Below are 24,076 nucleotides of genomic sequence, written 5' to 3' on the forward strand. Positions count from 1 at the left end.
GATGCAATATCGGAATCAGACCCTTGAACCCCTAACCGCTTAGAATTAAACCAGTCCAACTTTCGGGGGCTAGTTCAAATCCCACGCGGGTGACGGTCCGGGGTTTTTCTGTCGTGCGGTGCGCGGGGTGGTTTCTAGGGGTCGCCGCGACGGCGGGAGGCACCGGAAGCGCCGGAGGTGCCGGGAGGTGCTCAGGAGGGCTGGCAGGTGTCAGATAGTGCGACGGATCGGTCGCACACTCTGACGGTCCCACGACCGTTATGCGAAAACACGCAAGTCACAGCCTCGCCGAAAATCGGGGGGCAGAATGCGCGACGCCGCGGTCGCACACTCTGACATCGGCCCCGGAGACCGCCCCAACACCCGCCCCGGCGACTAGCCAGCCACCCTCCCCAGCCCAGACGAGCGCACCAGCTCGGCATCCGACCGCCACCCCGCGACGCCGCTAAGCTGTGCCCCATGTCCAGACCCGCTCACCGCCCGCTGCCGCTCGGGCCCGTGATCGCATGCCTGCTGCCGTACGCGGCGGTCGTCCTTTCGCTGACCACGCTCAAGGCGTTCTTCGCGATCGGCTACCTGTGGAACCCGGAGAAGCAGCGCGTCCGTGAGCTGCGGCTGATCCCCTTCGAGGACTTCTTCACCGCGAAGACCTGGTTCTCCCCGATCTTCGACGCCGTGGGCAACCTCGCCTTCTTCGTGCCCGTCGGCTGGCTGGTCGCCATCGCGGTCGAGCGTATCGCCTACAACGCAGCGGCCCGCGGCGGCCGGCTCGCCACGCTCAACCCCCTGCGTGTCGCGGTGTGGACGGGATTCGCGTTCTCGCTGTGCATCGAGGTCTCGCAGTTCATCTTCGGCCTCGGGCGCACGGACGTCGACGACCTGATCTTCAACACCCTCGGCGCGGTGCTCGGCGTGTGGCTCGCCGGCCTCGGCGGGCGACGGTGGCGCTGGCTGCTCGTGCTGGTCACGGCGGCGGCCGTGGTCGCCTTCGTGGTGCTGGTGCTGCTCGGCCAGCGCCTCGGCGACCCGGACAAGGTCGTCGAGACCGCCTCCGCCCGCCAATTGACGACGCCCGCGCCACCCGCCCCCGGCGCGAACTGACAGGCCCGGCGTGGGCGGCGCGCCGGGGGCGCGCCGGTCTTCAGCGCCGGTCGGGCTGGCAGGACGGGCACCAGAAGAGGTTGCGGCCGTCCATCACCCTCTGCTCGACCGGGGTGCCGCAGACCAGGCAGGGCTGGCCGGCGCGGCGGTAGACGTAGACCTCGCCGCCGTGGTCGTCCTTGCGCGGGGCGCGGTGCATGGCCTCGGGGGTGTGCTCGGGGCGCACCGTGTCGATGCGGCCGCGGTCCACTCCGACGGCCATGAGCTCGACCAGGTCCGCCCAGATCGCCTTGAGTACGGGGGCGGGCACGTCACGGCCCGGGGTGAAGGGGGAGACGCCGAGGCGGAAGAGGGTCTCGGCGCGGTAGATGTTGCCCACCCCGGCGAAGAGCTTCTGGTCCATCAGGAGTGCCCCGATGGCACGCCGGGAGCGGGCCACCTTGGCGAAAGTCGCAGAGGGGTCGGCGTCGGCGCGCAGGGGGTCGGCGCCCTGCTTGGCGATCTCGGCCTCCTTCTCCGGGACGCTGAGCAGGCGGCACCACTGCGGGCCGTGCAGGTCGGCGGCCACCGTCTCGTCCGCGTCGCCGATGCGCAGCCGGACCTGGCCGACCGGCTCGGCGAAGGGGGAGAGGTTGAACTTGCCGATCAGCCCCAGGTGGATGTGCACGACGGAGCGGGGGAGCCGGGTGCCGGAGCCGACGGGCGCGGCGGCGTCGGCGGGCGCGCCGTCCGCAGTCGACGCGGCGGGGGAGAAGTCGATGAAGAGGTGCTTGCCCCACGCCTCGGCGGAGCGCAGCACCGTGCCATCGAGCTGCGCGGCCTCGGCGGCGAAGCGGCCCTGCGGCGAGGAGACCTCCACCTCGCGGCCGCCGAACGCCTCGGTCAACTGACTCGCGAGGCGGTGGATGACGTGTCCCTCCGGCATCACGGCTCCTTTCGTTCTCGCATGACTGTCTGCGCCCGCGCGGGCACGCGACCGTGCCCGGGGCGCCCATGCGAGCGCGCGACCGCTCCCGGGTCGCCCGCCCGCTGGCCGGCGGCCCAGGGCCACCCCGCAACGGGGGTGGCTGAAGGGACGTCGTTAAGTACGGGAAAACGGACATTTCTGAAAGTGCCCGACCGGACATCTCGCAATGTCTATCAATGTAGTCATATCACCACGAAAACCCAATAAACGCAGGTTAGGCACCCCTTTAACTTCTTACGTAAGCCTTTGAGGCGTAGCCCGAAACCAAACTCGCGTTATACTGAGGGCATGTCGAATTTCACTGTTCCCGGAATCAACGAAAACGACGCCAAGAAGCTCATTGATGGGCTGCAGGAGCGTCTGACCGACTTCAACGACCTTCACCTGATCCTGAAGCACGTGCACTGGAACGTCACCGGCCCGTCCTTCATCGGTGTCCACGAGATGATCGACCCGCAGGTCGAGGAGGTCCGTGGTTACGCCGACGAGGTCGCCGAGCGCATCGCCGCCCTGGGTGGCGAGCCGATCGGCACCCCGGCCGGCCACGCCGAGGGCCGCACCCCGCTGCAGTACGACCTGAACAAGGCCGACACCCAGTCGCACATCCGCAAGCTCGCCGAGCTGTACACCACCGTCATCGAGCGCCTGCGCGAGTCCCTGGCCGAGGCCGGCGACATCGACCCGATCACCGAGGATATCTACATCTCCGAGGCCGCCGGCCTGGAGAAGTTCCAGTGGTTCCTGCGCGCCCACATCGAGGACGAGAACGGCAACATCTAAGTCCGTTTCCCCTCTGACAGCCCGCCCGCCGTGGCAGTGACGGCGTGAGGCGGCCTGAGCCTGAAGCGCCAGACCCCGGGCGACCCTGAAGAAGGGTCACCCGGGGTCTTTTGCGCGCTTTCACGCGCCCCACGCGCGCTTTAACGCGCCCCACCTCCGTAATTACCGCCGCGGTCCCCGCGCTGGACTAGAATAAAGGTCCCATGGACCTGGGATTTGACCGTCAGAAGTACATCCGCCTGCAGTCAGAACACATCATCGCCCGCCGTGGGGACATCGGGGGAAAGCTCTACCTGGAGATGGGCGGCAAGCTCTTCGACGACTTCCACGCCTCGCGCGTGCTGCCCGGTTTCGACCCGGACACGAAGATCGCCATGCTCGAGCAGCTGCGCGACGAACTCGAGATCCTGCCCTGCATCGGCGCCAAGGACCTCCAGCGCAAGAAGGTCCGCGCGGACCTCGGCATCAGCTACGACGAGGACCTGTTGCGCCTCATCGACGCCTTCCGCGAGCGCGGCTTCCTCGTCGAAAACGTCGTGATCACCCAGTTCGAGGAGACCAACGCCGAGGCCGTCGAGTTCGCCGAGCGCCTGACCAACCTGGGCCTGAAGGTCCACCGCCACTTCGTCATCGAGGGCTACCCCTCGAACGTCGACCGCATCGTCTCCCCGGAGGGATTCGGCCGCAACGAGTTCGTCGAGACCTCCCGCGACCTCGTCGTCGTCACCGCCCCGGGCCCCGGCTCCGGCAAGCTGGCGACCTGCCTGTCGCAGGTCTACCAGGAGAACCAGCGCGGCGTGAAGGCCGGCTACGCCAAGTTCGAGACCTTCCCGATCTGGAACCTGCCGCTGGAGCACCCGGTCAACCTCGCCTACGAGGCCGCCACCATCGACCTCGACGACGTCAACGTCATCGACCACTTCCACCTGTCGGCCCACGGCGAGTCCACCGTGAACTACAACCGCGACGTCGAGGCCTTCCCGCTGCTCAAGTCCATGCTCGAGCGCGTGACCGGCACCGTGCCCTACCAGTCGCCGACGGACATGGGCGTCAACATGGCCGGCTACTGCATCAGCGACGACGCCGCCTGCCGTGCCGCCTCCGTCCAGGAGATCATCCGCCGCTACTACAAGGCGCTCGTCGACGAGGCCCGCTCCGGCACCGAGGACACCACGCTTTCCGACCGCGCCGCCGTGATCATGGCCAAGGCCGGCTGCTCGACCTCGGACCGCGCGGTGGTCGCCCCGGCACTCGCGATCGAGGAGAAGACCGGCCAGCCGGGCGCGGCGATGCAGTTGCACGACGGCACCATCGTCACCGGCAAGACCACCCAGCTGCTCGGCCCGTCGGCCGGCATGCTCATCAACGCGCTCAAGCACCTCGCCGGCATCGACCGCGAGCTGCACCTGCTCTCCCCGGAGGCCATCGAGCCGATCCAGACGCTCAAGACCGAGCACCTCGGCTCGCGCAACCCGCGCCTGCACACCGACGAGGTGCTCATCGCCCTGTCGGTCTCCGCCGCCGCCTCCGAGGAGGCCCGCCGCGCGCTCGCCGAGCTGCAGAACCTCGCCGGCTGCGACGTGCACACCACCACCATCCTCGGCTCCGTCGACTCCGGCATCTTCCGCAGCCTGAACATGCAGGTCACCAGCGAGCCGAAGTACTGGAAGAAGCAGCTCTACCGCAAGAGCTAGGCGCCCGCGCCCTCGATTGACGACGCCGCGCCCATCCCCGTGGGCGGTACCGCGCAGCCACGGCGCGGGAACCGCGCGCCGGGGGCGCGCGACGTCGTCAATTGTCCCCTTATGGGTGACGCGCACTACCATTAGCGGCGTTTCGGGGCGCGCGCCCCGGCCCCGACCACAAAGGACAACCATGCTGCGAACCGTCCTCGGCGCGAAGATCCACCGCGCCACCGTCACCCAGGCCGACCTGCACTACGTCGGCTCGATCACCATCGACCCCGAGCTCTGCGACGCCGCGGGGCTCATCGAGGGTGAGAAGGTCGCCGTCGTCGACATCGAGAACGGCAACCGCCTCGAGACCTACGTCATCCCCGACGCCCCCGAGGCCGCCGGCGACGGGCGCATCTGCATCAACGGCGCGGCCGCGCACCTGGTCAAGCCCGGTGACCTCGTGATCGTCATGAGCTACGTGCAGGGCACCGAGGAGGAGGTGCGTGCCTGGGAGCCGAAGATCGTGCACGTCGACGCGGACAACCGCATCGTGGCCGTCGGCAACGACCCCGCCAAGGCCGTGCCCGGGGCGAGCGACCAGGTCTCGACCCGGTAGCCGGTTCCGCGGGCCCTGCCTCGAGGGCGCCCGCGCAGGTAGTCTCGGAGGCATGAGCATCGTCAAGATCAACGCACTGACCGTTCCCGAGGGCGCCGGAGAGACGCTCGAGCAGCGTTTCAGCCACCGCCTGCACGCCGTCGACGACCAGCCCGGTTTCGAGGGCTTCCAGCTGCTGCGCCCGACCGCCGGTGAGGACCGCTACTTCGTGGTCACCTGGTGGGCCGACGAGAAGTCCTACGACGACTGGGTCCACGGCCAGGACTTCGCCCACAGCCACGGCGACGTCGCCGACGCGAACAAGACCGGCCACGGCACCCACGACGTCCACGCTTCCGGCGGCGAGTCCCACGGCGCCTCCGAGTCCTCGGAGTCCGGTGACACCGCCCGCCGCCCCGCGGCCGTGAAGTCCGAGGTCCTCGAGTTCGACGTGGTCCTCGACTCCACCAAGTAGGCGCTCCCCGCAGCTGTGCCGGCCGGCGCCCGATCGCGGCGCCGCGCCGGGACCGCCCGGCGCAGACCTCAGCCCCCGTCCGGGATGCTCTCCCGCACGGGGGCTGCGTTGTGCCCGACGGCTCTGGGTCGGGGCCGGCGCTGCAGACTCTAGGCCGGCGCCGGGGGGGGCTTGCGGGCTCTAGGCCGGGTGAGTGCCCAGGATCGCGACCTGGCCGACCGTGGTCATCCACAGCATCGCGTGCGGCACCAGGAACCAGAACGCGCCCATCCAGCTGCCCCAGCGGATGTAGCGCTGCAGCTTGCGCACCATGATGATGCCGCAGCCGATCATCCCACCGATCGGCACCACGCACGAGCCCAGCGACCAGATCAGCTCCCAGCGCCGGGAGCACAGCCACGTGTTGAGCCCGGCCTCGCAGTACTCGCCGCCGCTGAGCCGGGAGGTCATGGCCAGCACGAAGGACACCAGTAAGGACAGGATGACGGTGCCGGCGAACCACAGCCACGCCTGGCGGGTGGAGCGGCGGTTGGCCTGCGCCTGCAGGTACGGGTCCGGCTCGTCGGCGAGCTCGTCGAAGCTGTGCGCCTCAGGGCGCGGTTTGTTGTAGCGGTCCGCGTCCGCGATCAGGTCATTCTCCGGGTGCTCACGCTCGCGTTCCCGCCCGCGGCGCCAGGAGAAATCTTCCTCACTCATACCCCCGGATTCTACCCACACCCCGGGCATGTCAAGGCCACCCGGTACCCGGAACTCCCCGCGTACGGCACAGAGGGCGTCCACCCGGCAAGGCCGCGTAAAGCAAGGGCGGGTTTCGACCCGGCAAAGCGTGCCCTTGCTATACGGGGCCTTGCTGGGTCGGCGGGGAGGATCGGGAACGGCCGGCGCCGGGCAGCGGGATCGCGGAGTGCGCGCCGCCCCGCCGGCTCGGCCGCCAGCTACGACCGCCGCATCGGGAAGATGACCACCGGCACGCCGACGTGCGGCAAAAACGCCGAGGTCGCCGAGCCCACGAAGACCCGCTCGAAGGGGCCCAGCGGGTTCGACGCCAGGCACAGCAGGTCGCCCTTCTTCCACTTCAGCGCGTCGACGGCGCCGCCCCAGCCGTTGCCGGTGGCCACGGAGCTCTCCAGCTCCAGGTCCGGCATCGCCGCGGCGATGCGGTCGCGCACCCGGTCGAGCATCGCCAGCGAGTGCTCCCGCCAGTCCGCGGAGAGCTCGCGGGAGAGATCCAGGCTGTCCTCGAGCGGGGTGTCGGAGATCCCGGTGGGGGAGAAGGCGAGCACGCGCAGCGGCACGCCCCACGCCCGGGCCCGGCCGGCTGAGCGCAGCAGCGCGGGGTCCTCCGGGTCGAACTCGCCCTCGAGGAAGGCGAAGTTGACCCGGCGCACGCCCTTCTTGGACAGCTTGACCTTGCGGGGGGACAGGCACACCGGCCGCGGCGAGGAGTGCAGCAGGGCGTCGGCGGTGGAGCTGACGAAGAACCGGCCCTTCGGCGCGGTCGCGTCGGAGTCCAGCGCGATGACGTCGGCGTCGAAGTCCTCGGCCGCGGCGGTGATCAGCGCGTGCTCGGAGGGGCCGTCGGCGAAGACGGCGACCTTGTCGTCCCACATCTCCTCGGGGATGCCGGATTCGGAAAGGGCCTGCTCGACGCGGCGGCGGGCGGCTTTGGCCTCCCGGGAGAACCACTTGCCGTACTTGCCGCCCATCTTCTTCAGAGAGGTCGCCGGCCAGGGGCGCACGAAGGTGGTCACCGCCCGCACGGTCACGGGCGCGGTGCGGCCCAGCCAGGCCGCGAACTCGACGGCGTCGCGCGGCTGCGAGTCCGGTCGCAGTGCGATGAGGACGCGGGTGGACCGGTCGTCCGGCTCAGTCAACTGGGTGGGTCGGATCTCCGACCCGGAAGCGTCTGCCATACGTGAGGTGTTTGATGTGTCGGGAAAGTGGAGGTCGCCGCGGCGGGGCACTCACCCCGGCACCGGCGCGCGGAAGGTCGCGGGTACGACTCCGCCTGGCCTCAGATTACGCGGGCGCGCACCGCCCCCGTGCCAGAGGCGTCCACTTTTTCGCCCCGCAGGGCCCGGCCGCACCATCCGGCCGCAGCCCCCGTGCTCAGCCCCTAGTGGTTGCCGGAGTCCCCGACGCGGTTGCCGTAGGCCTCGGCCAGCCGGTTGATCACGTCGGCGGCCTGGTCGGCGACCTCGAGGTCCTTCTCGTCGAGGCTGCGCAGGAGGTCGGCGAAGTAGGCGTTGCGCTCCTCGCCGACGCGCTTGAGCTCCTCGGCGCCGTGGTCGGTCAGACGCACGCGCACGCCGCGGCGGTCGGTGGTGTCGCGCAGGCGCTCGACCATGCCGCGCTGCTCGAGCTGGTGCAGCGCGTTCGAGGCGGTGGGCATGCGGATGCCTTCCTCGCGGGCGATCTGGCTGATGCGCGAGGGGCCGTTCTCCGAGAGCCGCGACAGGATGGACAGCTGCGGCCCGGTCAGGTCCGACTGCTCCGCGACCCGGAAGTACATCACGTACAGCTTGGTCAGCGCCGGACGCATTCGCCGGGCGATAATCTCGGGGGTCAAAGCGTTCATGCCCTACCTTCGACGTCGACGGGTGCCGCGCCGCGCGGGGACCGGGGGCGGCGGCGATCACCTGAATACTACATTTCCTACAGTATGCCTATCTAATTTCAGGTTGCCCCGCAAAAGCCTCCCCTGCTCACCCCCGCTTGCCGACGCCCCGCCGGCCGCCGCGCCCGGTTCCCGCACCGTTTAAAAGGGGGCGCCGCAGGCGCCCCCCTGCGCCGCCCTCCGGGCGGCGCCCGCGCCCACGGCGACGGGGTGTGCGCAGGCGTCGGCAAGCGGGACGTCGTCAAGCAAAGGGGGCGGGTACGCACACGGGGTTAGGCTGGTGGGCATGTTCGAGATCGTCCGTCCCGTCAGCCACCGGGTGCGTCGCGCGCGCGTGCTCGCGGCGCTGCGCGACGGGCAACTGCGCAGGCAGGCGGCCTGTGGCGCCGACGCGCGCCTGGTCGCCGCCGCGCGCTTCCACGGCCGGGAGGCCGGCCGGGCCTGCCCGGTGTGCGGCTCGGACGAGCTTCGCGAGGTGCGCTTCGTCTACGGCGACGAACTCGGCGAGCGCGCCGGGACCGCGCGCGGGCGCCGGGAACTCGAGGCGCTCGTCGCCGAGCTGGGGGAGGTCGGCGTCCACCTCGTGGAGGTCTGCCCGCGGTGTGTCTGGAATCACCTTCTCGAGTCAGGGGTCGCGGTACCTCAGCGCTGAGCGGCGCGCGCCGTGGTGCCGCCGTTCGACCCCACGGAAAGGGGGACGTAATCTCTTGGGGGAAGTGTGTACACGGCGCGCCGGGGCCCCGGCCCGCGCGTCGTGCCGTGCGAAGTGATGGGGACCAACGTGTCAGAAGAGAACAGGCCCGGCGCCACGCCGGCGACGTCCAGGGCGAAGGAAGGCCGTCGCAAGGGCGGCGCGCGTAGCCTCGAGAAGCCCGGCGGCGGGCGCGGCAGCTGGGTGAAGTGGACCGGCGGCATCCTGGCCGCCGTCGTCATCCTGCCGATCCTCGGCTTCATGGTCGCCTACCTGCTTGCGGACGTGCCCGAGCCGGAGGAGCTGACGAGCGCGCAGGTCTCGCAGATCTACGCCGCCGACAACGAGACCGAGCTGGCGCGCATCGTGCCGCCGGACGGCAACCGCCGCCAGGTCGCCCTGGAGGAGATCCCGCAGGGTGTGCAGGACGCGGTGCTCGCCGCCGAGGACCGGGAGTTCTGGACCAACCCGGGCTTCTCGATCACCGGCTTCGGCCGCGCGGTGCTCGGCCAGATCACCGGTGACGCCTCCGCCGGCGGCGGCTCGACGATCACCCAGCAGTACGTCAAGAACGCGCTGGTGGGCAACGAGCACTCCCTGGCGCGCAAGGCCCGCGAGCTGGTCTACTCCACCAAGATGGCCAACGAGTGGACCAAGGAGGAGGTGCTGGCCGCCTACCTCAACACCGTCTACTTCGGGCGCAACGCCTACGGCGTGGAGGCCGCGGCCAACGCCTACTTCGACAAGCACGTCTCCGACCTGACGTCGGAGGAGGGCGCGGTGCTCGCCGCGGCCATCCAGCGGCCCAGCGAGCTGGACCCGTGGGTCAACCGCGAGGAGTCCGAGGCCCGCTGGAACTACGTCATGGACGGGATGGTCGAGTCCGGCACCGTCCCCGCCGAGCAGCGCGCCGCCGCCGTCTACCCCGAGGTCCAGGACCCGGCGAACTACTCCGCGTACACCGAGGCCTCCGGGCCCAACGGCATGATCAAGAACCAGGTCATCTCCGAGCTGGAGACCGTCGGCCTGACCGAGGAGGACGTGACCACCCGCGGTCTGCGTGTGACCACCACGATCGACCCGCAGGCCCAGCAGGCCGCCCTCGACGCCGTCTACGGCAACATGGAGGGCGCCGCCGAGAGCCTGCGCACCGCCGTGGTCTCCGTCGACCCGCGCTCCGGTGCCGTGCGCGCCTACTACGGCGGCGAGGACCCCTCCGGCTGGGACTACGCCAACGCCGGCCTGCAGACCGGCTCGACCTTCAAGATCTTCGGCCTGGCCGCCGCCCTGCAGCAGGGCATCCCGCTGTCGGCGGCGTACGCCTCGGAGCCGGTGACCCTGCCCGGCGGCATCCCCGTCGGCAACGTCGGCGGCGAGAGCTGCGGCACCTGCTCGATCTCCGAGGCGCTCAAGCGCTCGCTGAACACCAGCTTCATCCGCCTGCAGGACGACCTGGAGAACAAGACCCAGGACACCGCGGACATGGCCCACGCCCTGGGCGTGGCCCGCTCGATCCCGGGCGTGCCGGAGACCCTGACCGAGAACGGCCAGACCCCCTACGAGGGCATCGTGCTCGGCCAGTACCAGTCCCGCCCGCTCGACATGGCCGTCGCGCTGGGCACCCTGACCAACCGCGGTGTCTGGCAGCAGCCCCACTTCGTCAGCAAGGTCGAGACGGCCACCGGCGAGGTCCTCTACGAGTTCGAGGACAAGGGCGGCGAGCGCCGCGTCAACGAGACCGTGGCCGACAACGTCATCCAGGCCATGCAGCCGATCGCGGCCTACTCCAACGGCCACGTGCTGGCCAACGGCCGGCCCTCGGCCGCCAAGACCGGCACCACGCAGCTCGGCGACACGGGCAGCAACAAGGACGCCTGGATGGTCGGCTCGACCCCGCAGCTGTCCACCGCCGTGTGGGTGGGCACCGTGGACAACTCGCCGATCTACATGTACGGCTCCGGGATGCCCTCGGACATCTGGAAGTCCACCATGGACGGCGCCCTCCAGAACCAGGAGATCGAGAGCTTCCCGCAGGCCAAGCCCGTCACCTGGGGCGAGGGCAACTACAACACGGCCTACACGCCGCCGGCCACCCAGGCCGACACCGGCTCGGCCACCCCGACCAGCGAGGCGCCCTCGCCGGAGGCCACGGAGCCGGAGCCCGCGCCCGAGCCCGGCCCGGCGCCGGAGCCGGTGCCCGGCGGTGACCCCAACGGCGACCAGCCGGCCCCGCCGGAGCTGCCCGAGCTCGAGGTGCCCGAGGAGCTGCTGCCGTTCTGAGTGAGACGTCGAGCCCCGCGCCGGGCGCGGCGGCGCGGCGCGGCGGGGCGCGCGCTGGGGCGTCCGCGGACCCGGCGGCCCGCGTCGTGCGCCCGGCTGCGCGCGTGCAGCCCGCCCGCACCGAGCCCGTCGCCCGCGGTGTGATCGAGCGCCTCGGCGGGCCCGTCGGCCGGCGCGCCCTGATCGGCCGCCAGCGCTGGTGGACCCCGCTGCGCGTGCTGCTGACCCTGGCGTTGACCTTCCTGGCCCTCGGCTACCTGTCGAAGGCCAACTGCCTGTTCGGCACCGCCGAGACGGGCGTGAACTGGTCGGGCAACCGGCCCTACATGTCGGCCTGCTACAACGACATCCTGCCGCTGTACTCCGGGCGCGGCCTCGACGATCCGGGCGACCCCTACGCCTACTCCTGGTCCGAGGACGGCCGGCTGCGCTACATGGAGTACCCGGTGCTCGCCGGGTGGTTCCAGGCGATCCTCGGTGCCGTCGCGCACTACACCTTCCCGGTGGTGCGCCTGCTCCTCGACGTCCCCGAGGCCTCCTGGTACTTCACCCTGACCGCCCTCGTGCTCGCCTGCATGTGGCTGGTGGTCATCCGCCTGGTCGCCGAGCTGGCGGGCAACCGTGTCTGGGACGTGGTGCTCGTCGCCGCCTCGCCGGTGATCGTCATGCACGCGTTCACCAACTGGGACATACCCTCGATCCTGTGCGCCGTCGCGGCACTCGTGGCCGTCAAGCGCGACGCGCCGGTGTGGGCCGGCGTGTGGATCGGCGTGGGCACGGCCGTGAAGCTCTGGCCGCTGTTCCTGCTCGGCGCGTTCCTGGTGCTCGCGGTGCGCTCGAACCGCTGGCGGCCCTTCCTGGCGATGACGGGCGCGGCCGCGGTGGTGTGGCTGGCGGTCAACCTGCCGGTCATGCTCGCCCACCCGGAGGCCTGGGGCGAGTTCAACCGCCTCAACAGCACCCGCGGCGCGGAGTGGACCACGATCTACCAGGTCTTCACCCGCGTCACGGGGGTGGACCTGAGCGTCGGCTTCCTCAACACCGCCTCCTTCGTCCTCTTCGCCGGCGCGTGCCTGGCCGTCGCCCTGCTGGGCCTGGCGGCGCGCCGCCGCCCGCGGGTGGCCGAGCTGGTCTTCCTCATCGTCGCGGCCTTCCTGCTGTTCAACAAGGTCTGGTCGCCGCAGTACTCGCTGTGGCTGGTGGTCCCGGCCGTCCTCGCGCTGCCGCGCTGGCGCCTGCTGCTGACCTGGATGACCCTCGAGCTGCTCATGTGGCCGGCGACGATGATCTTCATCGGCGCCGAAGAGGGCAACAAGATCCCCGCCGAGATGTTCAACCTGCTCATCCTCGCCCGTGACGGCTTCATCGTCGCGATGGCGGTGCTCGTCGTGCGCCAGATGCTCGGCCGCTCCCGCGACCGCGTGCTCGCCGCCCACCGCGGCGTCGACGTCCTCGCCGGCCCCTTCGGGATTGACGACGCCCCGTGGGTCGCCGCGCGCGCCCGCCGTTCCGGCGGGCGCGCCGGGTGGGCCGTCGAGGAGGACCCGACCGTGCGCGGGTGCTGGGGCTCCGAGGTTTCCGACGCCGCCGGCACCGACACCGGAGAGGAGGTGGGTCGGTGAGTTCCGTGATGTGGGTGACCGTCTGCTCCGTGCTGATCGCGTTCTTCTGCCTGCTCGGCGCCTTCGCCCTGTTCATGTACGGCAAGCCACGCAAGTGGGTGTGGCTGCTCGGCGGGCTGGCGTTCGTGTGCGTGACCGTTATCCCGGTCGGCATCGCCGTCTTCTACGCCTCGGTCAACAACTAGGGCGGGGGGCACCCGGGAGAGCCCGCGCCCTGACGTTTCGGCGCCGAATACGTAGCGTGGCGGACATGACCACTAACTCGCTGACCAAGTTCTCCCGCGCCGCCGTCGCCGGCGTCGCCGTGATCGCCCTGCCCCTGCTCTCCGTCTGCTCCGGTGGGGGCACCGACGAGACCGTGACCGAGACCGCCACCGTGACCACCGCGGCCGCCGGCGACGACAACTCCGACGACCGTGACGACCGCGATGACAACGCCGACGACGCCCAGGAGACCGTCACTGAGACGGCCGGCGCCGGGTCCGCCGCCGCCCAGGGTGCCTCCCCGGGCGACCCGGCACCCTGCGAGGTCGCCTCCTTCTCCGACGAGGCCCGCAACGACATGGCCGAGGAGGGCCTCGACGAGCAGCGCGTGCGCGACGTCGTCGCCCAGGGCTGCGGCACCGCCGAGCTCGACGACGGCGTCTGGGAGATCGACGTCGAGGAGATCGACGTCGAGATCCTGCCCGACGGCACCGTCGTCGACGTCGACGCCTAAGGCCCCGAGAGGCACCCGGCCCGCGCGCCCGCGCGGGCCCGCACACCCGCACGGAAACCGCCGGCGGTGCGAGGCGCGACGTCGGCAATCGAAGGTCCGCTCCCTGACCGGGGCGGATTACTTTTTTCGGCCCCGATGCGCTACCCTTGTCGGGTTGCCTGACGCAGGCGACCCTCCTGCCCCACCCGACCGGGTGTGGCCGAAATTCGATTACCAGACCATAGGAGGTGATGAGGTCCCGTGCGTCACTACGAAATCATGATCATCCTGGATCCGAGCCAGGATCAGCGCAACGTTGCCCCGTCCCTGGAGAAGTACCTCGAGGTTGTCCGCAAGGAGAACGGCACCGTCGAGAAGGTGGATGTGTGGGGCAAGCGTCGCCTCGCCTACCCGATCCAGAAGCACGAGGAAGGCGTGTACGTCGTCGTCAACCTCGAGTGCGAGCCGGCGACCGTCGACGAGTTTGACCGCCTGGTCTCCCTCAACGACGCGACCCTGCGCACGAAGGTTCTGCGCACCGACAAGTAAAGCGGCACACTGGTGTAGAACGACGCGCCGGCCCGGAGCCGGCGCGGTACCGAACTGCCCGATGAAAGCTTGAAGGAAGGTCTGAACCACCATGGCTCAGGGAGACACCCCGATCACCATCGTCGGCAACCTCGTCGCCGACCCCGAACTGCGTTTCACCGCGTCGAGCATCCCCGTCGCCAGCTTCCGCGTGGCCTCCACGCCGCGGTTCTACAACCGCGACACCGGCCAGTGGGAGGACGGTGAGGGCCTGTTCCTCACCTGCAACGTGTGGCGCCAGTACGCGGAGAACGTCGCCGAGAGCCTGTCCAAGGGCATGCGCGTCGTCGTCAACGGACGGCTGCGCCAGCGCTCCTACCAGACCCGCGAAGGCGAGAACCGCACGGTCTACGAGATCGAGGTCGACGAGGTCGGTCCTTCCCTCAAGTACGCGACCGCCCAGGTCACCCGCAATCCCCGCGAAGGCGGCGGGGGATACGGCGGTGGCTTCGGCGGCGGCCAGAACCGCTCCGGCGGTCAGGGCGGAGCGCCTCAGGGCGGCTTCGGCCAGGCCCCGCAGGGCGGCTTCGGCGGGGGCAACCAGCCCCAGCCGTCCGGCCAGAACCCCGGCGGCCAGTCGAACCAGGGGCAGGACAACGACCCCTGGAACTCGGCCCCGCCCGTGGGCGGACAGTTCGGCGGCGGCGACGATGACCCGCCGTTCTAGACCAGCCGCGAATCACCCACCATTCCTCTTGAACGAAAGGCAGGGATCATGAAGCTGATCCTCACCGCCGCCGTCGAGAACCTGGGCGACGCAGGCGACGTCGTCGAGGTGCGTGACGGCTACGCACGTAACTACCTGCTTCCGCGCAGCCTGGCGATCCAGGCGACCCGTGGGGCGCTCAAGCAGATCGAGGGCATCAAGCGGGCCCAGGAGGCCCGTGCCATCCGCGATCTGGACCACGCCCGAGAGGTCCGCGAGCAGGTCGACAAGCTCGACAACGTCAAGGTCTCCGTCCGCACCTCGGACAAGGGCAAGCTCTTCGGCTCCGTCAAGCGCGACGACATCGTCGCCGCTGTGCGTGCCGTCGGCGGCCCCGCGCTGGACAAGCGCGCCATCGAGCTGCCGAAGACCATGATCAAGACCACCGGCAAGTACACGGTGCGCGTCCAGCTGCACCCGGACATCGCCGCGAACCTGAACTTTGAGGTCGTCGCCGCCTAACACGCGCGCGCACGACGGCGCCTTGTGAGGCGCCCAACGACAACAGCGGACCCGGCCCCCGCCGCATCCCGAATGGGACGCGTCGGGGGCCGTGGTCTGTCTCGGGGCGGGCGTGCGGGGCCGGGCCGGGCGGCCGTGTGGCGGGTTCGGCGCGCCCGCGCCTGTGCGGGGCTGTGGATGACTGGGGATGAATACGCGCCGGCTCACCGGATCTTCACCTCGTTCACGGCGATTTCATGCGACTATCACCTGCCGTGTGCCGCGTCAAACGCGCGCGGGCGCGGATTCCGGGGGTGGCGGGTCGGGGGTGAGATATCCGACAGAACGCGCTGACCTGCGGTGATGTCCAAAAGGCCTGGTCGCGACCGCCGCGTCGGCGAGTTCTCCCCATGCGCTCCACACGTTCTCCACAAGCCGCACTCGGCCGATGGGGAGTTGTGCACAACCCCTGTGGATCGATCTGTGGATAACGTCGGTCTGTGAGGCATTTTCCACCCTCGCGGGCGAGCCCGTGTGGTATGTCGACAGGTGGCCTACGGGTAATGTTGCGGGCGTTGGAGGACCCGCCCGCCGGCGGGTCCGGGGGAGCAGTGCGAGGGCCGCGGGGGCGGCCCGGAATAGGAGAGCGATGAGCCCGTCCAGCTCGGAGGCAAGCTTCGACGACCAGGCGCTGCCGCCGACGCCGGCGGCCCCGCCCGAGCCCGAGGACGACTTCCCGCGCTCCTCGGGTCGCGGGCGCTCCGGTGCGCCCGGGCGGCGCCGCGCCGAGTACGGCGGGCCCGCCTTCGACGACTCGCGCGCGGGCAACTCCGGCTTCCGCCAGCCCCCGCACGACCGCGAGGCCGAGCAGGGCGTGCTGGGCGCGATGCTGCTGAGCCCCAACACGGTGCTCGACATCGTCGAGATCCTCACGCCGGACGACTTCTACCACCCGGCCCACGCGCTGATCTACAAGGCGATCATCGACCTGTTCGCCGAGTCCAAGGACATCGACCCGGTCATCGTGGCCGGCCGCCTGGACCGCCAGAACGAGCTCGACCGTGTGGGCGGCGCGCCGTACCTGCACACGCTGATCTCCTCGGTGCCCACGGCCGCCAACGCGCGCTACTACGCCGAGATCGTCGACGAGAAGGCCACGCTGCGCCGCCTGGTCGAGGCCGGCACGCGCGTGGTCCAGCTCGGCTACGAGGGCTCCGAGGGCGCCGAGGTCGACGCCGTGGTCGACATGGCCCAGCAGGAGGTCTTCGCGATCAACAACGACCGCTCCGCGGAGGACTACGCGGTGCTGGCCGACATCCTGCAGCCCACCCTCGACGAGATGGACGAGATCACCGCCAACGGCGGCCTGGCCATGGGCGTGCCCACCGGCTTCATCGACCTCGACTCGGTGACCAACGGCCTGCACGGCGGGCAGATGATCATCGTCGCGGCCCGACCGGGTGTGGGCAAGTCCACCCTGGCTCTGGACTTCGCCCGCTCCTGCTCGATCAAGCACGGCATGACCTCGGTGATCTTCTCTCTCGAGATGTCGAAGTCCGAGATCGTCATGCGCCTGCTCTCCGCGGAGACGGAGATCAACCTGGCGGACATGCGCTCGGGACGCATGGACGAGGAGGCCTGGCAGATCCTGGCCAACCGCGTCGGCGACATCTCCGAGGCCCCGCTGTTCATCGACGACTCGCCGAACATGACGATGATGGACATCCGCTCCAAGGCCCGCCGCCTCAAGCAGAAGCACGACCTGAAGCTGGTGGTGCTCGACTACATGCAGCTGATGAGCTCGGGCAAGAAGGTCGAGTCCCGTCAGCAGGAGGTCTCCGAGTTCTCCCGTCAGCTCAAGCTCTTGGCCAAGGAGCTCGACGTGCCGGTCGTGGCGATCTCGCAGCTCAACCGTGGCCCCGAGTCGCGCACGGACAAGCGCCCGCAGCTGGCCGACCTGCGTGAGTCCGGTTCGCTGGAGCAGGACGCCGACATGGTCATGCTGCTCTACCGCCCGGACTCCCAGGACAAGGACAACGAGCGCGCCGGCGAGGCCGACATCATCCTGGCCAAGCACCGCGGCGGCCCGATCGACACGATCACGGTGGCCCACCAGCTGCGCTGCTCCCGCTTCGTGGACATGGCGCGCGGGTAGGCGCCGGTGCCCCCTTACCGCGCGAAGGCCGAGCGGAAGCCGCGCAGCCGCAGCGAGTTGCTCACCACGAACACCGAGGAGAACGCCATGGCGATCCCGGCGAACATCGGGTTGAGCAGGCCGAGGGCGGCGACCGGGATCAGGGCGACGTTGTAGGCGAAGGCCCAGAACAGGTTGCCCTTGATGGTGCCCAGCGTGCGTCGCGAGAGCCGGATGGCGTCGGCGGCCGAGCGCGGGTCGTCGTTCATCAGGGTGATGTCGCTGGCCTCGATGGCCACATCCGAGCCCGCCCCCATGGCCAGGCCCAGGTCCGCGGTGGCCAGCGCGGCGGCGTCGTTGACCCCGTCGCCGACCATCGCCACGGTGCGCCCGGCGGCCTGCAGCTTCTCCACCTCGCCGACCTTCTCGTCAGGCAGCACCCCGGCGATGACCCTGTCGATGCCCACTTCGCCGGCCACCGCGCGGGCCGCACCCGCGTTGTCGCCGGTCAGCAGCACCGGCTCAAGCCCCAGCTCGCGGAAGGCGCCCACGGCCTCGGCCGAGGAGTCCTTGACGGTGTCGCGCACCGTGAGCACGCCGGCGGCGGCGTCGTCGATGAAGAGCGCCACGGGGGTCGCGCCCGCGTCCTCGGCTGCGGCGACCAGTTCCCACGCGGCGTCGGAAAGCTCTCCGCGCACCGGCCGCCCGACGCGCACGCGGTGGCCCTCGACGCTCGCCTCGACGCCGTGGCCGGCGGTGGCGGAGAACGAGTCGGCCGCGGGCAAGGTGCCGGAGAAGCCCGCGACGATCGCGCGCCCGATGGGGTGCTCGGAGCCGGCCTCGACGGCGGCGGCCAGCCGCAGCGCATCCTCGTCGCTGAGCCCGCCGAGCCCGGTGGCGGAGTCGAGCGCCATCTCGCCGGTGGTCACGGTGCCGGTCTTGTCGAGGACGATCGTGTCGACGCGGCGGGTGGACTCGAGGATCTCGGGGCCCTTGATCAGCAGCCCCAGCTGCGCGCCGCGGCCGGTGCCCACGAGCAGGGCGGTCGGGGTGGCCAGGCCCAGCGCGCAGGGGCAGGCGATGATGAGCACGGCGACGGCGGCGGCGAAGGAGTCGGCCGTGCCGGAGCTGGCCGCCAGGTGCCAGACGAGCGTGACCACGGCGACGGCCATGACGGCGGGCACGAACCACTGGGTGATGCGGTCGACGAGCCGCTCGACGGGCGCCTTCTTCGCCTGCGCGGCGGTGACCAGCCGACCCAGCTGGGCCAGCGTGGAGTCCTCGCCGAGGCGGGTGACCTCGACGAGCAGGCGCCCGGAGGTGTTCAGTGTGGCACCGGTGACCTGGTCGCCTGCGGTGACCTCGACGGGCACGGACTCGCCGGTGAGCATCGACTCGTCGACGGCCGAGGAGCCGTCGGTCACGCGCCCGTCGGCGGGGATCTTCTCGCCGGGGCGCACGAGCACGGTGTCGCCGACGCGCAGCGCCTCGACGGCCACGCGTTGTTCGACCCCGTCGCGGATGACGGCGGCCTCCTTGGCGCCCATGTCGAGCAGCTCGCGCAGCGCCGCGGAGCTCTGCCCCTTCGCCCGGGTCTCGAACCAGCGGCCGAGCAGCAGGAACGTGATCACCACCCCGACGGTCTCGAGGTAGATCTCGTCCATCCCGGCGCCGGCGTGCGCGGTGATCGACATGTGCATACGCATGCCGGGATCGCCCGCGTCGCCGAGGAAGAGCGCCCACAGGCTCCACAGGTAGGCCGCCGTGGTGCCCAGCGAGATCAGCGTGTCCATGGTGAACGCGCCGTGGCGCAGGTTGGTCACCGTCGCCTTGTGGAACGGCCAGCCGGCCCAGAAGTACACGGGGCTGACCAGCGCGAAGACGAGCCACTGCCAGTGGTCGAACTGCAGGGCGGGCACCATCGAGAGCACCGCGGCGGGCACGCTGAGGACGGCCGCGCCGATGAGGTGTGTGCGCAGGTAGTCGGCGTGGGCGTCACGGGCCCGGGAGATTGCGTCGGTGCCGCCTCCGCTTGCCGACGTCGCGCCCGCCGCCTGGATGCTTCCCGCACCGTCGGCGGTGGATTGGGCGGCGCCCGCGTCCGCGGCGTCGCCGGTGCCGGAGCCGCTGAGCTGGAAGGCGCCGTAGCCGGTCTTCTCGACCACGCCGATCAGGTCGGCCGGGGTGGTCTGCGCGGGGTCGTAGTCGACGCCGGCGGTCTCGGTGGCGAAGTTGACGCTGGCGGTCACGCCGTCGAGCTTGTTGAGCTTGCGCTCCACGCGGCTGGAGCACGACGTGCACGTCATGCCGGTCACGCCGAGGTCGATGTGGGCCTGGGCGCTCGCGTCCTGTCCTGGTGCCTGCGCTGTCGTCATACCCCGGACTTTATACCCCCGGGGGGTATACGGCAAGGGTGGCGGGCTGCATGGGCCGGGCGGGGGCCTATAGGATTCGGGGCGGAATAAGGCGTAACCTCTCAACGTTGTTGAGGTTGCCCGACGCGGAACCGGTGAGGCTCCGCGAGGAACATGAACCCAAATCTTTAGGAGGCGCCCCGACCATGGCGACCATTGACGTGACCGAAGACACCTTCGAGAAGACCGTGACCGGCGAGGGCATCGTCCTCGTCGACGCCTGGGCCTCGTGGTGTGGTCCCTGCCGCGCCTTCGCCCCGACCTACGAGAAGGCCTCGGACAAGCACGAGGACGTCACCTTCGCCAAGCTCGACACCGAGGCCAACCAGAACCTGGCCGCCGCGCTCGAGATCCAGGCGATCCCGACCCTGATGGCCTTCCGTGACGGCATCATGGTCTACCGCGACTCCGGTGCCCTGCCCCCGGCCGCCCTCGAGGACCTGGTCAACCAGGTCAAGGGCCTGGACATGGACGATGTCCGCCGCCAGGTCGCCGAGCAGAACGCGCAGGCCGACCAGCAGGGCGACAAGTAAGTCCCCTGCCGCAAGGCACCGCACCGCCGCCCGGACCCGTTCCGGGCGGCGGTTCGCGTCCCCGGGCCGGTGCGCCCGGGAGGCGCCGGCGCGGGGCGGACGAGGGACCGGCGCGGGGTCGACGCGGGGCCGGCGCCGGGTCGGTGCGGCGGACCGGGGGTGCTGCGGGCGTGCGACCTCACATTTCGTGCGGCGCATGGGCGAAAGCGCACGTAGAATCGTCGGTGCATGAGCCCCGTTACGCGGGCGTGGCCGCGCGCCGGGCGTGCGGCGAGTGAAACAGAAAGGCTGACCACCGTGGCAAATCCCTTCAGCAAGGGCTGGAAGTACCTGATGAGCTCGTTCGACCAGAAGATCGACGAGAACGCCGACCCCAAGGTGCAGATCCAGCAGGCCACCGAGGAGGCCAAGCGCCGCCACGCGGAGATCTCGAAGCAGGCCGCCTCGGTCATCGGCAACGAGAAGCAGCTGGCGATGAAGCTGGACCGCCTGCGCAAGGACCAGGCCGACCTGCAGGACAAGGCCCGCCAGGCGGTGCAGATGGCCGACAAGGCCTCCGCCGCCGGCGACGCGGAGAAGACCCGCCAGCTCAACGAGACCGCCGAGGTCTTCGCCACCCAGCTCGTCGCCGTCGAGCAGCAGGTCGAGGAGACCGCGACCCTGCAGACCCAGGCCGCCCAGGCCGCCGAGCAGGCCCGCCGCCAGCAGGCCGAGTCCGAGGCCCGCCTCAAGGAGCAGCTCTCCCAGATCGACCAGCTGCGCGCCCAGGTCGACCAGACCCGGATGCAGGAGGCCTCCACCCAGGCCCTCGACAGCATGAACACCGTCGGCGGCGACGACTCGGTGCCCACCCTCGACGATGTGCGCGACAAGATCGAGCGCCGCTACGCCGACGCCCTGGGCGCCCAGGAGCTGACCCGCAACTCGGTGACCGACCGGATGAGCGAGATCGCGCAGGCCGGCAACGACATGCGCGCCGCCGACCGGCTGGCCCAGATCCGCGCGGAGCTCGGCAGCGAGGAGCGCGGCGAGCTCACCGCCGGTGCCGACGCCCCGGTCGACGCCGAGACCGAGGACGCCGCCGGGGCCGCCGACTCGGCGACCGACGCCACGGATGCCGCGGCCGACGCGGAGGACGCGGCCAAGGACGCAGCCACCGACGCCGGCGAGGACGCCGCCCGCTAGCCGGCGCGCCGGGCCCGGAGGGGCGGCCCGGCCGCAGCGCACGAGAAAAGCGCCCCGGTTCTCACCGGGGCGCTTTCGCCTTCTCAGTCCGGACGCGTCAGTTCTGGCGGCGGACGTTGATGAGCAGGCCGCGGATGCCGGCGTGGAAGCCGTCGCGCAGGTTCACGCGCTGCTTGTCGCTGAGCGTGTACTCGTGCAGCGTCTCGCAGGCGAACTGCAGCAGCGGGCGGTCCACCTCGGGCGGCAGCCCGCCCCCGGAGAGCATGTGGGCCTGGTCGCGCTGCTCGCCGGTGGCGGCGTTCTCGTACCACCAGGTCGCGTACTGCTGGCCGACGTCGAACGGCGTCTGGAAGCCCGCCGAGGCCCACACCTCGTTGGGCAGCGGCACGTAGCGCGAGCGCAGCCGGCGCTTCGGCGCCATCATCGACGGCTTCGGGCGCGGCTTCGGCTTGGGCTTGGCCTCGCCGGCCAGGTCGCGCTCGACGGCGGAGTCCGCGTCGGGTGCCGGGGTCTTCGGGTGCGTGGCGGCGGTCGCGGGGGCCTCGCCCGCCCCGGCCGCGGCACCGTCGGCCCCGGCGGCGGATGCCTGCTGAGCCTGAGCCTCCGGGCCCTGCTGCTCGGCCTGCTCCTTGCCCTCCGGGCCCGTCTCCTTCGGGGCCTCACCCGAGGCGCCGGCGTCCTTCGCCTTTTCGTGCTTGCCCGCCTCCGCGGAGGCGGCACCGGACGCGGCGGCACCGGAGGAGTCTGCGGCGTCGGACGCGCCGGACGCCGAGGCGTCCGCGCCCGTGGCGGCAGGTGCGGCGTCGGCAATCGAGGCACCGGCGCTCTCGGCGCACGCGGTGCCCTGCGCCTCCTGGTCGGCGGCGGTCGGGGTGGCCGGCGCCTCGGGGCGCTCGGGCGAGGTACTCGGCGGCTGGTCGCCCGTGGTCGCGTCGCCGGGCACGGAGTCGCCGTCGTCGTCCTCCGACCCGTCCTCCGCCCCCGCGGCGGGCTCGCGCACCACCGGCGGGACCGGACCCTCGAGGACCTCGAGGTGCATGGAGTCGTGGAAGTCCTCGCGCGGGTCGAGGATCGTGGTCGTGTCGCAGTGGTGGCGCAGCGCCGAGGACATCGAGTCCCAGCCGAAGCCGTAGAGGTGCACGCGCACGCCGCGCCGCGAGGCCTCGCTGACGCCGGGGATCATGTCCGCGTCGCCGGAGACCAGCACGATGTCCGAGCACTGCTGGTCGACCGCGGCGAGCACCATGTCGGCGACGAGCCGGGTGTCCACGGCCTTCTGCGTGCGCCGCTCGCCCCACTCGATGAGCTGGCCGGCGCGCAGCTGCACGCCGTCACAGGTGCGCAGGGCGCGCTGGTAGCGATGCGGGCCGGAGTCGGGGATGCCGTCGTACCAGAGCTGACGGTGGATGGGCTGGTGCAGTTGGTTCTCGATCATCTCCCCGAGCACGTGCACTACGTCGGGGAGGTCGATCTCTAGTTGTGCGCGGGCCCCCGTCTCCCACGAATTGTAGAAGCTCGCCAACAGATAGCTGGTGTCGACGAAGACAAGTGTGCGTTCAAGCATGGCTCCTAAAGTCCGTTCGCTAAGAGAGTTCTAAGACAGTTTCTGCCCCCAGCATGCACCACCGCCGCCGCCCGCGTCGACGCCTTGCGGAGTCTTCGCAGGGCAGGGCACAAAAAATTGACGACGCCGCGTGGGTCGCCGTCAACGGTACGGGCACCGTGGCCGGGGTTAGTTACTAGACTAACTAACCAAGGACGAAGTCCCGTTGCCGCGGGTGGTGGAAAGCATCTGTGGGCGCGGACGGTGATGAGGGAGGTGCCTCGTGGAGGATCAGGCGCAACCGTTGTTCCGGCAGATCGCCCGGTTCATCGAGGATGCGGTGGCCGAGGGAGAGCTCGCCGTCGGGGAGCGGGTCTCCTCGACCAACGAGCTCGCCCGCTTCCACTCCGTCAACCCCGCCACCGCGCGGAAGGGACTGGCGATGCTCGTGGAGCTGGGCGTACTCGAGCGCCGGCGCGGGATCGGCACCTTCGTCGCCGCCGGCGCACGCGAGCGGGTGCTGGCCCGCAGGGGCCGGGACTTCGCCCAGCAGTATCTGGCGCCCACCGTCGATGAGGCCGTGCGCCTCGGGATGTCGCGCGAGGAGCTGCACGGGCTTCTCGACCGCGTCGCCGAGAGCCGTGGTCTGTACCGGTGAGTGTTCTGAGTCGGTGAGTGCGTGGGGCGAGCGGCGTTGATCGGCGGCCGCGCGCCGGGGTGTGGCGCGCCTTCGCGGGTGCAGGGCGCTGAGCGGGGCTTTTGCGGAGGTGAAAAACCGCGTTGGCCAGCGGATTTGGCAAGTGTCGGGGCCGTGTGTAAATTGATGGGGGTCAGCGCGACCGACAGCGCCCCGCCGCGGAGAGAATCCAGCGGTGAGATGGCGGAAGGAAAACAGCGACTGGCCACCCCGAACCGTAACGGCAAGCATCCCGATCGGATGCGAACCTAGCGTGTTTGTGTTGTGTGAGAACTCGATAGTGTGTTGATGTACTTTTTGTGGTGCGTTTCTTGTGGCTTGTCCGCCGGCACTG

At 70.6% G+C, this 24,076-nt stretch carries 23 protein-coding genes; 17 read left to right on the plus strand and 6 right to left on the minus strand.

Going from position 1 to position 24,076, the window contains the following annotated elements:
* The first annotated feature begins 459 nt into the window (after positions 1-459).
* Positions 460-1,101, plus strand: coding sequence for a VanZ family protein (locus tag QP119_RS10910; protein WP_284776123.1), 642 nt, complete (start codon positions 460-462; stop codon positions 1,099-1,101).
* A 40-nt stretch (positions 1,102-1,141) separates the two neighbouring features.
* On the opposite strand, the gene QP119_RS10915 is transcribed toward QP119_RS10910, so the two are convergent.
* A complete protein-coding gene (locus QP119_RS10915; protein ID WP_284776125.1) occupies positions 1,142-2,026 on the minus strand; it encodes an Fpg/Nei family DNA glycosylase in 885 nt (294 codons plus the stop codon).
* A gap of 330 nt (positions 2,027-2,356) precedes the next feature.
* On the opposite strand from QP119_RS10915, the gene dps reads away from it, so the two are divergent.
* From dps to QP119_RS10935, 4 genes are all read left to right on the plus strand, one after another.
* Positions 2,357-2,848 (plus strand): DNA starvation/stationary phase protection protein Dps, encoded by a 492-nt coding sequence (gene dps, locus QP119_RS10920; protein ID WP_075664716.1) that lies wholly within the window; start codon positions 2,357-2,359, stop codon positions 2,846-2,848.
* Between the two features lie 203 nt (positions 2,849-3,051).
* A complete protein-coding gene (locus QP119_RS10925; protein WP_284776127.1) occupies positions 3,052-4,542 on the plus strand; it encodes a DUF1846 domain-containing protein in 1,491 nt (496 codons plus the stop codon).
* A 181-nt stretch (positions 4,543-4,723) separates the two neighbouring features.
* On the plus strand, positions 4,724-5,140 hold the full coding sequence (gene panD, locus QP119_RS10930; RefSeq protein ID WP_284776129.1) for an aspartate 1-decarboxylase: 417 nt from the start codon (positions 4,724-4,726) through the stop codon (positions 5,138-5,140).
* A 52-nt stretch (positions 5,141-5,192) separates the two neighbouring features.
* A complete protein-coding gene (locus QP119_RS10935) occupies positions 5,193-5,594 on the plus strand; it encodes an antibiotic biosynthesis monooxygenase family protein (protein WP_284776131.1) in 402 nt (133 codons plus the stop codon).
* A gap of 180 nt (positions 5,595-5,774) precedes the next feature.
* On the opposite strand, the gene QP119_RS10940 is transcribed toward QP119_RS10935, so the two are convergent.
* The 3 genes from QP119_RS10940 to QP119_RS10950 form a co-directional block, all read right to left on the minus strand.
* Positions 5,775-6,290 carry a hypothetical protein gene (locus QP119_RS10940; RefSeq protein ID WP_284776133.1) on the minus strand — a complete coding sequence of 172 codons (516 nt, stop codon included), beginning with the start codon at positions 6,288-6,290 and terminating at the stop codon, positions 5,775-5,777.
* 239 nt (positions 6,291-6,529) lie between these two features.
* Positions 6,530-7,507: a universal stress protein gene (locus QP119_RS10945; RefSeq protein ID WP_284776135.1), complete on the minus strand. Its 978-nt coding sequence runs from the start codon at positions 7,505-7,507 to the stop codon at positions 6,530-6,532.
* A gap of 203 nt (positions 7,508-7,710) precedes the next feature.
* Positions 7,711-8,172 (minus strand): MarR family winged helix-turn-helix transcriptional regulator, encoded by a 462-nt coding sequence (locus QP119_RS10950; protein WP_284776137.1) that lies wholly within the window; start codon positions 8,170-8,172, stop codon positions 7,711-7,713.
* 325 nt (positions 8,173-8,497) lie between these two features.
* Between QP119_RS10950 and QP119_RS10955 the strand changes: the two genes are divergently transcribed.
* From QP119_RS10955 to dnaB, 9 genes are all read left to right on the plus strand, one after another.
* The gene (locus tag QP119_RS10955) at positions 8,498-8,863 is read left to right on the plus strand and encodes a DUF5318 family protein (RefSeq protein WP_284776139.1); all 366 of its coding nucleotides are present in this window, start codon (positions 8,498-8,500) and stop codon (positions 8,861-8,863) included.
* Between the two features lie 117 nt (positions 8,864-8,980).
* Positions 8,981-11,182: a transglycosylase domain-containing protein gene (locus QP119_RS10960; protein ID WP_423777805.1), complete on the plus strand. Its 2,202-nt coding sequence runs from the start codon at positions 8,981-8,983 to the stop codon at positions 11,180-11,182.
* 86 nt (positions 11,183-11,268) lie between these two features.
* Entirely contained in the window at positions 11,269-12,804 is a 1,536-nt protein-coding gene (locus QP119_RS10965) for a glycosyltransferase family 87 protein (protein WP_423777806.1), read from the plus strand.
* On the plus strand, positions 12,801-12,989 hold the full coding sequence (locus QP119_RS10970) for a hypothetical protein (RefSeq protein WP_284776143.1): 189 nt from the start codon (positions 12,801-12,803) through the stop codon (positions 12,987-12,989). The genes QP119_RS10965 and QP119_RS10970 overlap by 4 nt, the downstream gene beginning before the upstream one ends.
* Positions 12,990-13,054: 65 nt before the next feature.
* Positions 13,055-13,522, plus strand: coding sequence for a hypothetical protein (locus tag QP119_RS10975; protein ID WP_284776145.1), 468 nt, complete (start codon positions 13,055-13,057; stop codon positions 13,520-13,522).
* A 240-nt stretch (positions 13,523-13,762) separates the two neighbouring features.
* The gene (gene rpsF / locus QP119_RS10980; protein WP_075664706.1) at positions 13,763-14,050 is read left to right on the plus strand and encodes a 30S ribosomal protein S6; all 288 of its coding nucleotides are present in this window, start codon (positions 13,763-13,765) and stop codon (positions 14,048-14,050) included.
* A gap of 91 nt (positions 14,051-14,141) precedes the next feature.
* Positions 14,142-14,756 (plus strand): single-stranded DNA-binding protein, encoded by a 615-nt coding sequence (locus QP119_RS10985; RefSeq protein ID WP_075664705.1) that lies wholly within the window; start codon positions 14,142-14,144, stop codon positions 14,754-14,756.
* A gap of 48 nt (positions 14,757-14,804) precedes the next feature.
* A complete protein-coding gene (gene rplI / locus QP119_RS10990; RefSeq protein WP_284776147.1) occupies positions 14,805-15,257 on the plus strand; it encodes a 50S ribosomal protein L9 in 453 nt (150 codons plus the stop codon).
* Positions 15,258-15,885: 628 nt separating this feature from the next.
* Positions 15,886-17,391 (plus strand): replicative DNA helicase, encoded by a 1,506-nt coding sequence (gene dnaB / locus QP119_RS10995; protein ID WP_284776150.1) that lies wholly within the window; start codon positions 15,886-15,888, stop codon positions 17,389-17,391.
* A 14-nt stretch (positions 17,392-17,405) separates the two neighbouring features.
* Here dnaB and QP119_RS11000 read toward each other — a convergent pair whose 3' ends face one another.
* Positions 17,406-19,745 (minus strand): heavy metal translocating P-type ATPase, encoded by a 2,340-nt coding sequence (locus QP119_RS11000; protein ID WP_284776151.1) that lies wholly within the window; start codon positions 19,743-19,745, stop codon positions 17,406-17,408.
* 185 nt (positions 19,746-19,930) lie between these two features.
* On the opposite strand from QP119_RS11000, the gene trxA reads away from it, so the two are divergent.
* Together trxA and QP119_RS11010 are read left to right on the plus strand one after the other, a co-directional pair.
* On the plus strand, positions 19,931-20,317 hold the full coding sequence (gene trxA / locus QP119_RS11005; RefSeq protein WP_075664700.1) for a thioredoxin: 387 nt from the start codon (positions 19,931-19,933) through the stop codon (positions 20,315-20,317).
* A gap of 297 nt (positions 20,318-20,614) precedes the next feature.
* On the plus strand, positions 20,615-21,502 hold the full coding sequence (locus tag QP119_RS11010) for a PspA/IM30 family protein (protein WP_284776153.1): 888 nt from the start codon (positions 20,615-20,617) through the stop codon (positions 21,500-21,502).
* A gap of 97 nt (positions 21,503-21,599) precedes the next feature.
* On the opposite strand, the gene QP119_RS11015 is transcribed toward QP119_RS11010, so the two are convergent.
* Positions 21,600-23,066, minus strand: a complete 1,467-nt coding sequence (locus tag QP119_RS11015) for an NYN domain-containing protein (protein ID WP_284776155.1) — start codon at positions 23,064-23,066, stop codon at positions 21,600-21,602.
* Positions 23,067-23,328: 262 nt separating this feature from the next.
* Between QP119_RS11015 and QP119_RS11020 the strand changes: the two genes are divergently transcribed.
* Positions 23,329-23,703 (plus strand): GntR family transcriptional regulator, encoded by a 375-nt coding sequence (locus QP119_RS11020; protein ID WP_284776156.1) that lies wholly within the window; start codon positions 23,329-23,331, stop codon positions 23,701-23,703.
* Positions 23,704-24,076: the final 373 nt, after the last annotated feature.

This window comes from Corynebacterium frankenforstense (genome assembly GCF_030211955.1).
Taxonomy (GTDB): domain Bacteria; phylum Actinomycetota; class Actinomycetes; order Mycobacteriales; family Mycobacteriaceae; genus Corynebacterium; species Corynebacterium frankenforstense_A.